11 protein-coding genes are annotated in these 13,344 nt (G+C 64.9%); 2 read left to right on the plus strand and 9 right to left on the minus strand.

The annotated features are described in order from the left end of the window. Positions 1–83 precede the first annotated feature (83 nt). Together ACF66B_RS18670 and ACF66B_RS18675 are read left to right on the plus strand one after the other, a co-directional pair. Positions 84–566: a hypothetical protein gene (locus ACF66B_RS18670; protein WP_111428872.1), complete on the plus strand. Its 483-nt coding sequence runs from the start codon at positions 84–86 to the stop codon at positions 564–566. A gap of 98 nt (positions 567–664) precedes the next feature. Beyond that, positions 665–2,653: a sigma-54-dependent Fis family transcriptional regulator gene (locus ACF66B_RS18675; protein ID WP_111428871.1), complete on the plus strand. Its 1,989-nt coding sequence runs from the start codon at positions 665–667 to the stop codon at positions 2,651–2,653. Positions 2,654–2,778: 125 nt separating this feature from the next. Here ACF66B_RS18675 and ACF66B_RS18680 read toward each other — a convergent pair whose 3' ends face one another. The 9 genes from ACF66B_RS18680 to ACF66B_RS18720 all read right to left on the minus strand — a co-directional run bounded on the left by ACF66B_RS18680 (position 2,779) and on the right by ACF66B_RS18720 (position 13,198). Next, positions 2,779–3,855, minus strand: a complete 1,077-nt coding sequence (locus ACF66B_RS18680) for an NAD(P)-dependent alcohol dehydrogenase (RefSeq protein WP_111428870.1) — start codon at positions 3,853–3,855, stop codon at positions 2,779–2,781. A gap of 161 nt (positions 3,856–4,016) precedes the next feature. Beyond that, complete coding sequence (locus tag ACF66B_RS18685) at positions 4,017–5,060, minus strand: NAD(P)-dependent alcohol dehydrogenase (RefSeq protein ID WP_111428869.1); 1,044 nt, start codon at positions 5,058–5,060, stop codon at positions 4,017–4,019. Between the two features lie 71 nt (positions 5,061–5,131). Then, on the minus strand, positions 5,132–6,769 hold the full coding sequence (locus tag ACF66B_RS18690; RefSeq protein WP_111428868.1) for a molecular chaperone GroEL: 1,638 nt from the start codon (positions 6,767–6,769) through the stop codon (positions 5,132–5,134). A gap of 63 nt (positions 6,770–6,832) precedes the next feature. Further along, on the minus strand, positions 6,833–7,645 hold the full coding sequence (locus ACF66B_RS18695; protein WP_111428867.1) for an iron-sulfur cluster assembly protein: 813 nt from the start codon (positions 7,643–7,645) through the stop codon (positions 6,833–6,835). A 5-nt stretch (positions 7,646–7,650) separates the two neighbouring features. Next, a complete protein-coding gene (locus ACF66B_RS18700; RefSeq protein WP_111428866.1) occupies positions 7,651–8,673 on the minus strand; it encodes an amidohydrolase family protein in 1,023 nt (340 codons plus the stop codon). A 107-nt stretch (positions 8,674–8,780) separates the two neighbouring features. Continuing rightward, positions 8,781–9,149, minus strand: a complete 369-nt coding sequence (locus ACF66B_RS18705) for an MmoB/DmpM family protein (protein ID WP_111428865.1) — start codon at positions 9,147–9,149, stop codon at positions 8,781–8,783. 14 nt (positions 9,150–9,163) lie between these two features. Next, positions 9,164–10,222 (minus strand): aromatic/alkene monooxygenase hydroxylase subunit beta, encoded by a 1,059-nt coding sequence (locus ACF66B_RS18710; RefSeq protein ID WP_111428864.1) that lies wholly within the window; start codon positions 10,220–10,222, stop codon positions 9,164–9,166. 25 nt (positions 10,223–10,247) lie between these two features. Further along, positions 10,248–11,333 (minus strand): 2Fe-2S iron-sulfur cluster binding domain-containing protein, encoded by a 1,086-nt coding sequence (locus ACF66B_RS18715; protein ID WP_111428863.1) that lies wholly within the window; start codon positions 11,331–11,333, stop codon positions 10,248–10,250. A 197-nt stretch (positions 11,334–11,530) separates the two neighbouring features. Continuing rightward, the gene (locus ACF66B_RS18720; RefSeq protein ID WP_111428862.1) at positions 11,531–13,198 is read right to left on the minus strand and encodes an aromatic/alkene/methane monooxygenase hydroxylase/oxygenase subunit alpha; all 1,668 of its coding nucleotides are present in this window, start codon (positions 13,196–13,198) and stop codon (positions 11,531–11,533) included. Positions 13,199–13,344: the final 146 nt, after the last annotated feature.

A 13,344-nucleotide genomic window follows, 5' to 3' on the forward strand; every position in this document is an offset into this window, starting at 1 on the left:
GATGGAGACGACCTGCAGGCCGAATCTTCCTTGCAAGGGAGGCGGCAAGACAAACAAGCGCAGGCGCCAACCAGGGAGGAAACATGGTCGATATCATTTCCAGGCGGGACGGTCCCCGGCGCGAGGATGTGGCAGCACGTCGCCTGATCTCGGAAAACAGCGCGACGATCCGCAAGCTTGCCGACAATCTGAGCGGCGGCGGATACTCTGCCGGCCTGACCCGGCCGAAGGTACCAAAGGCTCCGGAAGCCAGCGGTCTTATCACGCATGATCTCAAGGCGCCGCGGGCGAAGGACGAGGCGAAACCCTTCATCCGCATCAGCGTCAACAACCGCGTCGTGATGGCGGACATGAATTCGGGCCGGCAGCTCGAGTTTCTCGGGGAAATCCGCCGGGAGGGCGGCCAGCGGCATTTCCGGCTGGCGCGGAAGCAGAACGGCTTCTTTTCCGAGATGGACGAAGAGCTTTCGGCGGCGCTTGCCGATCTCGATGGCGTGATGGTGGGAGGCTCCTATCCGGAAAAGAGCCTTGCGGCCGACATCGGCGCGAGGCTCGGCCTCACCTAGGTCCGCAAGGGCCGGCATACTGCCCGCGACGCCGCAGCGGCACCTTCCGGATCCTGATGGCCCGGGCGGTGCGTGCGGCACAGTCAGCTAGAGTTGTCATGGCGAAATCTGCTATCCCAACCAATGGTCTTGGTCATCTCCGCGCAGCCCAGTACGAGTATGATGAACGGGAGACGATGCGTGCGTGGGAGAAGTTTCTCATCAACAACCGCGTCCTTCCGGAAGGCGCATGCCCGGTCCGGAAAGAGATCCTGCAATCCTGGAGCCGGAGTTCGAGCTCAGGTATCGATGCCCAGGCCAATGAAGCCCCAATGCCCTACCGCAGCGAGGCCATCTCGCGGCTGAAACACGCCAATCGCGATCTGCGCGAAGCGGCACGCGGGGCGTTTTCCCAGATCGGCAAGCTCCTCGAAGGCTCCGACGCCATGCTGATCCTCACGGACGGCAACGGTGTCATCATCGAGACCATCGGCGACGAGCGCACGCTCGACGACGGCCGCGAGATCCACCTCGAGATCGGTGGCGTCTGGGGTGAGGACGCGATCGGCACGAACGGCATCGGCACCGCGCTCCGCACGGGCTGTCCGATCTTCGTGCATGCCTCCGAGCACTTCTGTGCCGGGATCAAGTGCTGGACCTGCGCCGGCGCGCCGATCCGCGATCCCTTCGATCAAAGCGTCATCGGTGTCGTCGATCTGTCCGGGCCGACCGAGATCTTCCGCCGCCACAACACCGCGCTGGTGGCCGCCGCGGCCAGCGAGATCCAGCGTGTGCTGGGCGAGAGGCAGCAGCAGGAGCGCGCCCGTCTCCTCGAGGCCTTCATCGAGTCCGGCCCGGCGCGCGGCGAGCGGGACGGGGTCGTGCTGCTCGATCGCTATGGCCGCGTCGTATACAACCGCAACATGCCCAAGGCGACGCAGAACGCCGGCGCCTTTGCCATGGGGCAGCGGCTCGTCGATCCCTCCCGCGTCCGCAGCGAGGCCGAGATCGCGGCGGCGCTGCCCTGCTTCCTCGAGCCCCGCGGCGTGAGCTTCCTGCGGCTTGACGGTGAGGTGCGCGGCACCGCGCTCATCATCTCGGGCGACGGGCCGAGCACGCGCCGGGCCGAGCGCGCGGCACCAGCGCGCAAGCTGCCGGTCGAGATCGTCGGCGACTGCCCGAAGCTGGCGGCGGCCATCGATCTGGCGCGCCGGGCCGCGGAGGCAGGCGCCTCGGTGCTCGTGCAGGGCGAGACAGGTGTCGGCAAGGAGCTCTTCGCGCGCCTTGTGCATGCAGAGGCGCGCAAGGCCGCCCCCTTTGTCGCGCTCAATTGCGGCGCCATCTCCCGCGATCTCATCGGGGCCGAACTCTTCGGCCACGTTGCCGGCGCCTTTACCGGCGCGGTGCGCGAGGGCAAACCCGGCAAGTTCGAGCTCGCCGACAAGGGGGTGCTCTGTCTCGACGAGATCGGCGAGATGCCGCAGGACATGCAGCCCTATCTCCTGCGGGTGCTTGAGCAGCGCGCGGTCTGGCGCATCGGTGACAGCCGCCGTAGGCCAGTGGACGTGCAGCTCGTCGCTCTCACCAACCGGGATCTGCTGGCCGAGGTGGAACAGGGCCGCTTCCGCCGCGACCTCTACTACCGTCTCGGCACGGTCACCATCCACGTGCCGCCGCTCCGGGAGCGGGGCGACGACATCCTGACCCTTGCCGAACATTTCAGCCTGGAATTCTCCGAGCGTCAGAACCGGCCGCTGCTGCATTTCCCGGACGAGGTGCGCGAGCTCATGCGCGCCTATGGCTGGCCGGGCAACGTGCGCGAGCTGCGCAACCTGATCGAACGGCTCTACCTCCTTGTGCGCGGCCGCGACGTTTCGCTCGAGGATCTGCCGCCCGAGATGCGGGCGGCGGGCCAGGGCGGTGCTGCGGCCAAGGCACGTCCGGAGGACGGCGCGCGCAGTCTCGAGGATCTCGAGGAGGAAGCGATCCGCAACACGATCCGGGCGGAGAAAGGCAATCTCAGCCGGGTCGCTGCGACCCTGGGCATCTCGCGGCCGACGCTATACCGCAAGATGCGCCTCTACGACATCCGCCGCGTCTACGAATAGACCGCGCCGGAGCCGGGCGGCTTCGTCATCGCAGTTGTCACGAGCCGATTTCACGATACGGGAAAGGAAACGGCCCGCCTGTCCTCGGGCGGGCCGTTCCGGTGGTGCAGGGGCCCTGGACCGTGTCAGGGCGTGACAGCCACCTTTAGCACCCCATCGCGCTGGTTCGCGAAGAGTTCATAGGCATCTTCGATCTGGTCGAGCGTGAAGCGGTGGGTGACGAGCCCCTTGAGGTCGACACGGCCCGAGCCGATCACCTCGATCATCCGCCGCATGCGTTCCTTGCCGCCGGGGCAGAGCGCCGTGCGGATGGACTTCTCGCCCAGACCGGCATCGAAGGCATCGAGCGGAATCCGCAGGTCACTGGAATAGACCCCGAGGCTCGAGAGCGTGCCGCCGGGCCGCAGCACGCGCAGCGCAGCCTCGAAGGTCGCCTGAAGTCCAAGCGCCTCGATCGAGACATCGACGCCGCGCCCATCGGTGAGCTCCATGATCGCCGCCACGGGATCCTGCGCGCTGAAGTCCACCGTGACATCCGCGCCAAGCTGGCGCGCCATCTTGAGCCGCTCCGGAACCCGATCGACCGCGATGATCCGCGTTGCCCCCATCAGCTTCGCGCCGGCCGTGGCGCAAAGCCCGATCGGCCCCTGGGCGAAGACCGCAACCGTGTCGCCGATCTTGATGTTGCCGTTCTCGGCCCCCGCGAACCCCGTCGACATGATGTCGGGGCACATCAGCACCTCCTCGTCGGAGATCCCGTCCGCGATCGGCGCGAGGTTGGTCATGGCATCCGGCACACGCACGTATTCCGCCTGACAGCCGTCGATGGTGTTGCCGAAGCGCCAGCCGCCCATGGGCTTCCAGCCGTGCTTGGTGCCCGCGCCGTCCTGCGAGCAGAAGCCGCAGAGACAGGCATGGCTCCAGCCCGAGGGCGTGATGGCGCCCGCAATCACGCGCTGCCCCTCGCGGAATCCCTTCACTTCGCTGCCGAGCTTCTCGATGACCCCTACCGGCTCGTGACCGATGGTCAGACCCTTCTCGACGGGGTATTCGCCCTTCAGGATATGGACATCCGTGCCGCAGATTGTCGTGGTGGTGATGCGGACAAGCGCGTCCATCGGTCCGATGTCCGGCACCGGCTTGTCGTCGAGGACAATCCTTCCCTTCTCAACAAAGATTGCGGCCTTCATCTTGGCAGCCATGAGCGTCTTCCCTTCTCCTGCGGATGCTTTTTTTCCCGGCGAAACACGCCGGTCTCTCCTGCCACCCGGATCCGCCGCCGGATGCAGGAATGCTGCCCCGCCTGCCGGGCGCCTCCGGTGAGGCGCCCGGTCCTGTCTTGGTATGCCGGCCCGCGCTGGGCTCAGGGAACGATCACGCCCCGGCCGGTGAAGCGGCGATGCTTGAAGTCGTCGATCGCGGTATTGATGTCCTCGAGCTTGTACTGGCTGTAGTGCATCTTCACCTTGCCATCGGCATTGAGCTCCATGAGCTCGACCAGCTCGGTGTAGTCACCGACGAGGCTGCCACCGATCTTGATCTCGTTGGCCACCAGTTCGAGCGTCGGGATCTCGATCTTGCCGCCGTAGCCGACGACGATCATCTCGCCGCCCTGGCGCAACATCTTCCAGCAGATGTTCTCGACCCCGAGCTCGCCGACGAAGTCGATCACCACATGCGCGCCGCCGCCGGTGATCTGCTTGACCTCCTCGATGACGTTCGGCCCGCCGTCGAGCACGAAATCGGCGCCGAGATCCTTGGCGAGCTGCTGCGCACCGGGCTCACGGTCGATGGCGATGGTCCGGCAGCCCGAGATCTCCTGGAGACACTGGAGCGCGATATGGCCCAGCCCCCCCACGCCCAGCACCGCGCAATAGGCGCCCGGCCGCAGGAGACCGGCCGCGCGCTTCGCCGCACGGTAGGCGGTGATGCCCGCATCCGCCATCGGCGCGACGTCGAGCGGCGCGATGTTGGTGTTGAGCTTGATGAGGGAGCGCTCGTTGGTCAGGAAGTATTCCGCGAAGCCGCCATTGAGGCCGAGGCCCGGAAACTGCCCGTGCTCGCAATACATGTCGTGGCCGTAGTGGCAGTTGAGGCAGATGCCGCAGGTCCGCAACGGGTGGCAGATGACCGCGTCACCAGGCTTCACCGACTTCACGTTGGAGCCGACGTCCTCGACCCATCCGGCGTTCTCGTGCCCCATGATATAGGGCAGGAGGCTGCCATCCTGGTCCATGATGTCCTTCCAGACACCCTCGATGATATGGAGGTCGGTGCGGCAGAGGCCGGCCGCACCGACCCTGACGACAACCTCGTCGGGCCCGTTGATCGTGGGAGGAGGAACGTCCTCGATCTTGAGCTCGACGTTCATGGCGGCGTCGTACTCGTATAGTCTCGCGGCTTTCATCGCGTCTTCCTTTCCTGGGTCGGAACAGGCGGCGCTCCAGGCCGCCTGCGCATCAGCTGTTCAGAAGGGGCTCAGGGCCGGCCGAGCAGCTCGGCGCCGCCGCCGCGGGCCGGGCCGGCGGTCGGATCCTCCTCGTCCTCCGCGAGATCGCCGATCAGCGTCTCGGTGGTGAGAATGAGCGTCGCGACCGAGGCGGCGTTCCGGAGCGCCGAGGTGGTCACCCGGACCGGATCGACGATGCCGGCGTCATACATGTTCTGGAACCGGCCGGTCGCGGCGTCGAACCCGTGCCCGCCATTGACGCGCGTTACTTCCTCGATGACCGCCTCCGGGTTGCCGCCCGCATTGGTCGCGATCCGGGCCAGGGGCCGGGAGAGGATCGAACGGACGAGCTTCACGCCTTCCGCGACATCCCCGGTGGTCTCCGCAAGCAGGCTGTCGAGGGCCGGGGCCGCCTGGGTCAGCGCGGAGCCACCACCGGCAACGACGCCTTCCTCCGCTGCCGCGCGCACCGCATGCAGCGAGTCCTCGATGAGCTGGATCGTGCGCTTCTGCTCGACCGGCGTCACCCCGCCGGCCAGGATCACCGCCGTTCCACCGGAGAGCTTGGCAAGCCGCTCGCGCAGCTTGTCCTGCTCGATGTTCGGCGGCGCGATGTCATACTGCCGCTGAACCTGGGCCCGGCGGGCCGCGATGATCTTCTGGTCGCCCTCGCCGCGCAGGATCGTGGTGTGGGAGGAGGTGGTGCGAACGCGATCGGCGGCGCCGAGCTGAGCGCGTGTCACGTTCTCGACGCGCTTGCCGAGATCGCGGGCCAGAACCTGGCCGCCGGTCAGGATCGCGATATCGTCCATCATCGCCCGGCGCCAGTGGCCGTATTCCGGGGGATGCACGATGAGATACTTGCCGGGCTTCGCGGCCTCGAGCAGCGTCACCACCACGTCGGGGGAAACCTCCTCGGCGACGATGAGCAGCGGCCGCCCCTCGTCATCGGCGATCTTGCGCGCCGGATCGAGCGCTGCCGGATCGAGGATCTTCTGGTCGGTCAGCAGGATGAGCGGCCTCTCGAGCACGGCCTCCATGTGGTCGGCATCGGTCACCATGTGATGCGAGAGATAGCCGCGCTCGAAGGACATGCCCTCAACGACCTCGAGCGTCGTCTCCGTCGTCACACCGTATTCCGTGGTGATGACCCCTTCCGGCCCGACCCGCGAATAGGCTTCGGCCACCAGCGCGCCGAGCTTCGGATCGGTTGCGGCGATCGTCGCCACGGCGGTCAGGATCTTCGGATCGTCGCTGGCCTTCCGGGCGGAGGCGCGCAGCGTCTCCACGATGCGCGCCACGGCCAGGTCGATCCCGCGGCAGAGATCGACCGTCTTGATCCCGGTTTCGGCCGCGGCAACACCCTGCTGGATGAGCGCGTTGGCCAGCACGATCGCGGTCGTGGTACCGTCGCCCGCAACATCGTTGGTCTGCATCGAGACTTCGCGGGTCACCTGGGCGCCCATGTTCTCGAAACGGTCCGGGAGCTCGATTTCGGAGGCGATCGAGACGCCGTCGCGGGTGATCATCGGCGAGCCCACGGGGCGGTCGATCATCGCGTTGAGCCCCTTCGGTCCCAGCGTCGGTTCGACCGCGGCGGAGAGCCGTGCGACCCCGCGTGCGAGCGCGCGTCGCGCCTCGCTGTTGTGCAGCATGAGTTTGGGCATGTCTTCCTCCCTCGGACCGGCGCCCCGCCGGTCCAGTTCCTTCCGCCTGTCCCGCGGATTGTTTCAGTTCGTCATCGTCTGCCCGGGCCGGTCCGCGCGCGGCGGGACACGGCCGAGGATGAAGTCGACCAGTTCGGGTTCCTTTCCGCTCCGGTCGACCTCCTTGTAACGGGTGCCCTGCAGGCCTCTGCAGAGCGCGCCGTTGAACTCCATGTTGATGCGCACGGCCCGGAGTGCGGCCATGTGCTCGGCAAAGCCTGCCTCGGTGATCGCGCTGCCGTCATAGCGGCGGAAGGCGAGATCGTCCGAGCCCCAGGCGAGCCCGAGCTCGAGGAGCAGCGCGCGGTAACGGGGCTTCTGCGCAGCTGCCGCCGTGTCGGCGAAGGCATGGGCGTCGAGGTCGGCGAGCGTCATCGCAACGATCCCCGACGCCGGGAAGCCCTCCGCGACGAGCGCCTCGATCAGGCACTCCTGACGCCGCTGGAACGCCTTCTCCTCGAATTTCGCGCGTACCGCGTCGAGATCGTCGCCATCGGAGAGTTCGCGGAAGATATCCGCGAAATCCTGTGCTTCATTGACCCCGTTGTTCACACGTTCAGCGAACATGTGGTCATGGAGCCTGACCCGGACGCGCCGCACCCAGGGGAGCGAACCGACCTCGCGGCGGATGCCGTCCGCCATCAGGAAGGCGAAATTCGGCGAGCACCAGTAGGTGGGGAGGCGGAAATCCACCTCCACCGCCTCGCGCCCGACGATCGCCACACGCTCGACGAACCCCATGTCGGTGATCGGCTCGTCAAGCTCCGGATCTGCGACCCGGGCCAGGCGATCCCAGACCTGACCTTCCTGTCGCGTGTTGCGTGCCGGCACGTCCATGGCGATCACTCTGCCGCGATCTGGACAGGAGACTGCGCAAACGCCTTGCGCTTCGCCTCGATGTCGATGTTGTAGAGCTTCGCCGCGTTGAGGCCGAGGATCTTCTCCTTGATCTCGGGCGTGAGGTCGACGCCGCGCTCCTGCTTGATGTCCTCGGGCAGCTCGAAGTTCCAGAACTTGTCGACGAGCCACTGCGGGGTCCAGATCGCATAGTCGGACCCGAAGAGGATCTTGTCCTCGCCGACCCAGAACAGCAGCTCCGCGATCACCTCGGCGAAATAGCGCGGCCGGCCATGGATGAAGGGCAGGGCGACCGCGAGACCGCCGTAGACATTCGTTTCCTGCACCGCGATCCAGCAGAAATCGTCGAGGCGCGGCAGCCCGCAATGCTCGACGATCCAGTTGAGCCCCTGAAAATCCGTCGCCGCGTGGTCGACGTCATGGACGTCGAAGGCATCCTTGTTGAGCGGGATGATCGTCGGGCCCTTGTGGACATGGATGTTCTTGATGCCGAGCTTCTCGCAGAGCTCGAAGCAGCGATAGGCCTGCGGATCGTCGAGCCGCCAGCCCTTCGAGGCCCCGTTCCACTCGGCCGTGTACATCTTCACGCCCGTGATGTCGTAGGTCTCCTTCATGAAGTGGATGTATTCGAGCGCCTTCTCGCCGTCGCGCGGATCGAAGGAGCCGTTGACGATGAAGCGGTCCTTGGCGCGGGCGGCCATGTCGGTGGCGCGCTGGATGCAGCCGAAACCGGTCTTGTAGAAATCGCTGAGCACCGTTGTCTGGATGATCGCCATGTCATCGGGGCCGTCGATGAAGAGATCGCGATAGAGATCGTCTTCGCTGTATTTCTCGAACTTCGATTTCTCCCAGAGCTGCTCCTTCGGGCTCAGCGCCGTGTGATAGGCATAGAAGCACTCGATGAACTGCTTGCCGTGAATGTTGGCCTGGTTTTCCGGGCTTCCGTCCCAGAAATGGATGTGGCCGTCGATGACGAAGATTTCCTTCCCGTCGGGCGTCTTGTACATGGCTTCCTCCCTTGTCCTTCCAGGCTCCCGGCGCCTCGCGCGCACCCACCGCCCGGTCGCGAAATGTCGTTGCGGAAGGGCCGGGCTTTCACCCGGCCCGCCTTGCATCAGATGTATTCGAACACTTCGTCCATGTTGCCGAAGAGGATCACCGTGTTGTCGTCGACGCGCACCATCCGCCCGTAGTGGGTCGAGGTGTTCACTTCGAAGATCTCGGCGGTCATGTCCTTGCCGAGGAACTCGCTGATCTCGTCCATCTTGAAGATCAGCTTGCCCTCGCCGTCGATCCGGATGAGCGCAGGGTTGTAGGTCACCGTCACGTTCGGATCCTGGGCCATGAACTCGGCGATGGCGCGTGCCTCGACGGAGTCATTCATGGTCACCCCGCACTGATGCGAGATGGTCTGTTCGAAGGTGATGTCCTTCATCGACTTGAAGATGTTCTTCTTCGAGGAGTCGCGGGCCGTGGTCGACATGGTCTGTTCTCCAGTCAGCGGCTGAGGCCAAGTTCGCCGAGGATCTGGCCGATCCTCTCGTGGGACACGGTCCGCACATGCTCGAACGAGACGGGTTTGGAGTGGGGCTGCGACCAGATCGGCTGCAGCGCGGCGGCGGCCTTGTCGGCGAGCGCGCCGTGGGTCTTCACCCAGCTCTGGAAGAGCTCGCGGTTGGCATGGCCGTACTGCTCGTCGTGCACGAGCAGATACATGAGGTCGATCGTGTTCGCGAGATTGCGCTCGTAATCGGCCTCGGCCGCCGAGATCACCGGGGGCGTGATGAAGTCATTGTTCGCCGCGGCAGCCTGCATGAGGAAACCGGAGCGGAAGAGTTCGCCCACGAGAGGCTCGAAGATGATGTTGATGGCGAAATACTGTTCGAGATAATCGGTCGTGCCCATGATCGTCTCGATCGCTTCGCGCGTCGGCTGCCAGATCGGGTCCTCGAGCCAGGTCTGCTTGCCGAGCTCGTCATTCCAGCCCGCGATATCCATGCCGATCTCGGCGAGATAGAGCGTGATGTCCTGGCAGAGGCGCATCTTGTACGACGAGTTGGTCAGCGTCGCATTGTTGATCATCTGGGTGTAGCCGTAGCGCTGGGCCTGCATGAGCGAGGTCCCGAGGCCGAATTCGGCATGCTTCCAGGCGCCGAGATGCTTCTGCAGGATCGTCTGCCAGACCCGGTCGAAGGTCTGCGGCGCGCCGGCGCGGCGGGCGTTGGCGATGACGTTCTGCACCATGGTCTCGATGCGCGACTGACGCTGGTAGTGTGTGCGTTCCCACTCCTGGTCCGGCGCGCGGAAGGCGTGCCAGTTGGAGCTCTGGGCGCGGGTGTTGTCCTTGACATAGGCGCCCTTGCCGTCAGCGAAGGAGATGATCCAGTCCTGGATCAGATAGCGCTCCGGATCGGGCTGCACGTCCACGGTGACGTCTTCGTAATGGGTCGCCCGCTTGCCGCGAGGCTCGAAATACCGGTATTTCCGGCTTGTCGAGCCCGAGAAGATCGCGGCGCCGGCCGCTCCCGAGCCGACGGAGCTTGAGGTTGCTGGCATAGTCGTTTCTCCCTGCTTTTTTGGGTTATTCGGCCGCCGCGGCGGCGGGATGCGCTTGGGCCGACGCGCCGGACGTTGGGGTGAACTTGTCGTAGAAGACACGCTCGGTATCGAAATCGAGCATGAAGAGGGTCGGGGTGAGCGCATCGATCATCGGTGGCGGGCCGCAGGCATAGACATCGCCCTCGCCCTCGATCCCGAGTTCGCGCAGCTTGCGGTCGACGGCCTCGTGCACGAAGCCCCGCTCGCCGGTCCATTCCGCGTCGTCATCCGCATGGCTGAGGACGGGGATGAAGGTCACCTCCGGGTGGGCATCGGTGATCGCGGCAATCTCGTCGAGCTTGAAGAGATCGTCGCGGGAGCGCGCGCCGTAGAAGTAGTAGACCGGGCGGTCCTCGCCGCTCGCCAGGTGATCGTTGAGGATCGACCAGACCGGCGACATGCCCGACCCCGCGCCGACGAGGATCACGGGTCCTTCCCGTCCTTCGCGCCGGAAGCACATTCCGTAAGGTCCCCGGACCCGCACCTCGGCTCCCTTTCGGATTCCTCCGGAGTCGAGCTGGTTGGAGAACTTTCCGTCGGGGTACTTCTTGATGATGAAGGAGAGTTTCGTGGTTTCGCTCGGCGGATTTGCCATGGAAAACGAGCGCGTAATCGTCTCCCCTTCTTCCGTGGTGACTGTGATGTCGACATATTGGCCGGCCCAGAATTTCAACGGGGAGTCGATCTCGATCTCGACTCCGCGTATGTCGTGGGTCAGGCGGTCGAAGGTGACGATCCGGCCCGAGAAATCCTTGACGGGGATGGATTTCGACAGGACCTCCTCGTCATAATTCAGGAGCTCGATCTCGAGATCCGTGAATGCGAGCGAGCGGCACATCAGGACATGCCCGGTATCGCGTTCGCTGTCGTTCAGGGCAAAGGTCGAATACTTCAGCATATCCACTTCGCCATCGAGCAGGACGCATTTGCAGGCCGAGCACTGGCCTTCCTTGCATCCGTGCGGCAGGGCGATCCCCTGGCGGAACGCTGCATCGAGTACGGTTTCGTCCTCCTCGACCTCGAATTCGACCCCGACCGGTTCCAGACGGACGGTATAGGTTTCCCCCATGTGCTTGCCTCCCAAATCCTCTCCGTTCCGTTCCCCGGGGTGGGAACGGGTTCGCAGATGGCGTTCACGTCTCTGTCGTGGTTTCGGTCTTCCGCCCTATCCCGGCGGGGTGGCGAAAGCGTCGCGGTGCAGAGGTGAACTCCTGCTTTTTTCGGATGGTGTGGGGGCCGCCGGTTGCGGCCCCCGGTTGATCCCGCTCAGTTGCAGGGATTGATGGTGAAGCCCGCCTGGTATTCGGCGATATGCTTCTGGCGATCTTCCGGCGACATTTCGCGCAGCAGCGTCAGCGGCGAGAGAAGCGTGTGGCCCCTCACGTCGTCGAGCGTCCACATGTCCTTGTCGTCGAAGCGCAGGTGCGGCTGCGGGGTCAGGGTCTTGCCGTCCTCGCGGACGAAGTTGAGATCCTTGATCGCGTCCGCGAGATCCCATCCGTGATAGACGGTTTCCCATTCGCGCTTGCCGGAGAAGCGGCCCATCGCAGGCGTCGGGCGGCCCTGGTATTCGTCCGCGAAGGCTTCCACCGCGGTCCAGCGGTCGAGCTCGTGGGCGAAGGTGTGGAGCTTGCCGTCGATCTCGTCCACGACCATGTCTTCGCGGATGAGGCAGGGCACGAGGCAGGACCAGCAGCGGTGCGGGTAGACGTAGCCGGTTTCCTCGTTGAAGGTGATGACCTTCTGGCCCGGCTTCGAAAGCTTGTCGTACCACTTCCAGAAGTCGCCGAACTCGGCATACCAGCCCGGGTACTTGTGCTCGAACCATTCGAAGTCGGCGTCACGCTGCGCCTCGATCCGCCAGAAGTTCACCGGCCAGCCGACCGCGAAGAACTGGGCGACCTTGTGGACATACATCTTCTTCGTGATGCGGTTCCAGGCTTCGTGGACGTCGTCGTGATGCACCGTGATGCCGTATTTCTCGAGCGGCAGCATGTAGGTCCGGTAGTAGTCCTCGAAGATCCAGCGGTGCCACATTTCCGCGTAGGATTCCTTGTCCTTGTCGCGGTTGGTGGTGCCGTATTCGATGAACGTCCCGATGGCGGCATCGACGATGGCGTGGTTCTGCCAGAAGGCGTAGCGCAGGTCGCGCTCGAGCAGCAGGTGGTTCTCCGGCTCCTTCAGCGCCGCCATCAGCATCGAATGGCCGTTGCCGATGTGGCGGCTTTCATCCGACTGCACCGAGAGGAAGACGGTCGGGAGGGCATAGTCGCCGTTCCGGGCCGCTTCCGAGGGCATCGCCACGAAGAGGGTGTTGGTGAAGGCGGTTTCCGCAACCACCGTCAGATACATGCAGGCGGAGGTCATCACGTCGCCGGTGATGAAGCCTTCGCCGAACTGGCGGCCGATGGTGGTGGCATAGCACTTGCCGAAGGCTTCTTCGGTGATGTCGAAGCCTGCCGGATCGATGTAGTTTTCCATGTACCACTTCTTCAGGTTCATCTGAATGGTGGAATGGCGGAACTCGTCGACCATCTGCATGGTGAAGCCGGTGCGCAGGTCTTCACCCGGCGCAAGACGTCCGACCATGGCCATCGAGCGGGCGGCCGAGATTTCCGGGAAGGGGATGATCGCCAGGAACAGCTTCATCCATTCGACCCAGCGCGGCTCCACGTTGCGGAACATGTCGCCGCGAAGGGCGGCGTCGAGCGCGCCGTAGACGCGGTTGTCCTTTTCCTCCTGCATCGGGAAATACGAGCGCAGCACCTGCTTCATCGGGTCCCGCGGCGCCTTGGTGATCTTGTAGTCGGTCGGGAAGGTGCTTGCTTCCTGAACGTAGGTCGGATTCCACCCCAGGTCGGAAATCTTCTTCGTCGCTTCCCCGACCGAGATGCCGCGTTGTGACGTGATCTTGTTGAGCGTCAATGACGTCATGCCATCAGCCTCCTTGTTGTCGCTTTGCGTCGGCCCGTGCCGACGGTTGCAGGTGCGGGGGTCCGTTCGCGGATGCCATCTGGCATGCCGGCGCGACCGCCCGTTCGGATCACGGCAAAGGTTCCGGGAGAGGGCGCCGCTGTGGG

Source organism: Amaricoccus sp. B4 (assembly GCF_043226085.1).
Taxonomy (GTDB): Bacteria; Pseudomonadota; Alphaproteobacteria; order Rhodobacterales; family Rhodobacteraceae; genus Amaricoccus.

Bases quoted from the DNA above. Each gene is read 5' to 3' on its own strand.
- ACF66B_RS18670 (WP_111428872.1), top strand. From the start codon at position 84: ATGGTCGATATCATTTCCAGGCGGGACGGTCCCCGGCGCGAGGATGTG.
- ACF66B_RS18675 (WP_111428871.1), top strand. From the start codon at position 665: ATGGCGAAATCTGCTATCCCAACCAATGGTCTTGGTCATCTCCGCGCA.
- ACF66B_RS18680 (WP_111428870.1), bottom strand. From the start codon at position 3,855: ATGGCTGCCAAGATGAAGGCCGCAATCTTTGTTGAGAAGGGAAGGATT.
- ACF66B_RS18685 (WP_111428869.1), bottom strand. From the start codon at position 5,060: ATGAAAGCCGCGAGACTATACGAGTACGACGCCGCCATGAACGTCGAG.
- ACF66B_RS18690 (WP_111428868.1), bottom strand. From the start codon at position 6,769: ATGCCCAAACTCATGCTGCACAACAGCGAGGCGCGACGCGCGCTCGCA.
- ACF66B_RS18695 (WP_111428867.1), bottom strand. From the start codon at position 7,645: ATGGACGTGCCGGCACGCAACACGCGACAGGAAGGTCAGGTCTGGGAT.
- ACF66B_RS18700 (WP_111428866.1), bottom strand. From the start codon at position 8,673: ATGTACAAGACGCCCGACGGGAAGGAAATCTTCGTCATCGACGGCCAC.
- ACF66B_RS18705 (WP_111428865.1), bottom strand. From the start codon at position 9,149: ATGTCGACCACGGCCCGCGACTCCTCGAAGAAGAACATCTTCAAGTCG.
- ACF66B_RS18710 (WP_111428864.1), bottom strand. From the start codon at position 10,222: ATGCCAGCAACCTCAAGCTCCGTCGGCTCGGGAGCGGCCGGCGCCGCG.
- ACF66B_RS18715 (WP_111428863.1), bottom strand. From the start codon at position 11,333: ATGGGGGAAACCTATACCGTCCGTCTGGAACCGGTCGGGGTCGAATTC.
- ACF66B_RS18720 (WP_111428862.1), bottom strand. From the start codon at position 13,198: ATGACGTCATTGACGCTCAACAAGATCACGTCACAACGCGGCATCTCG.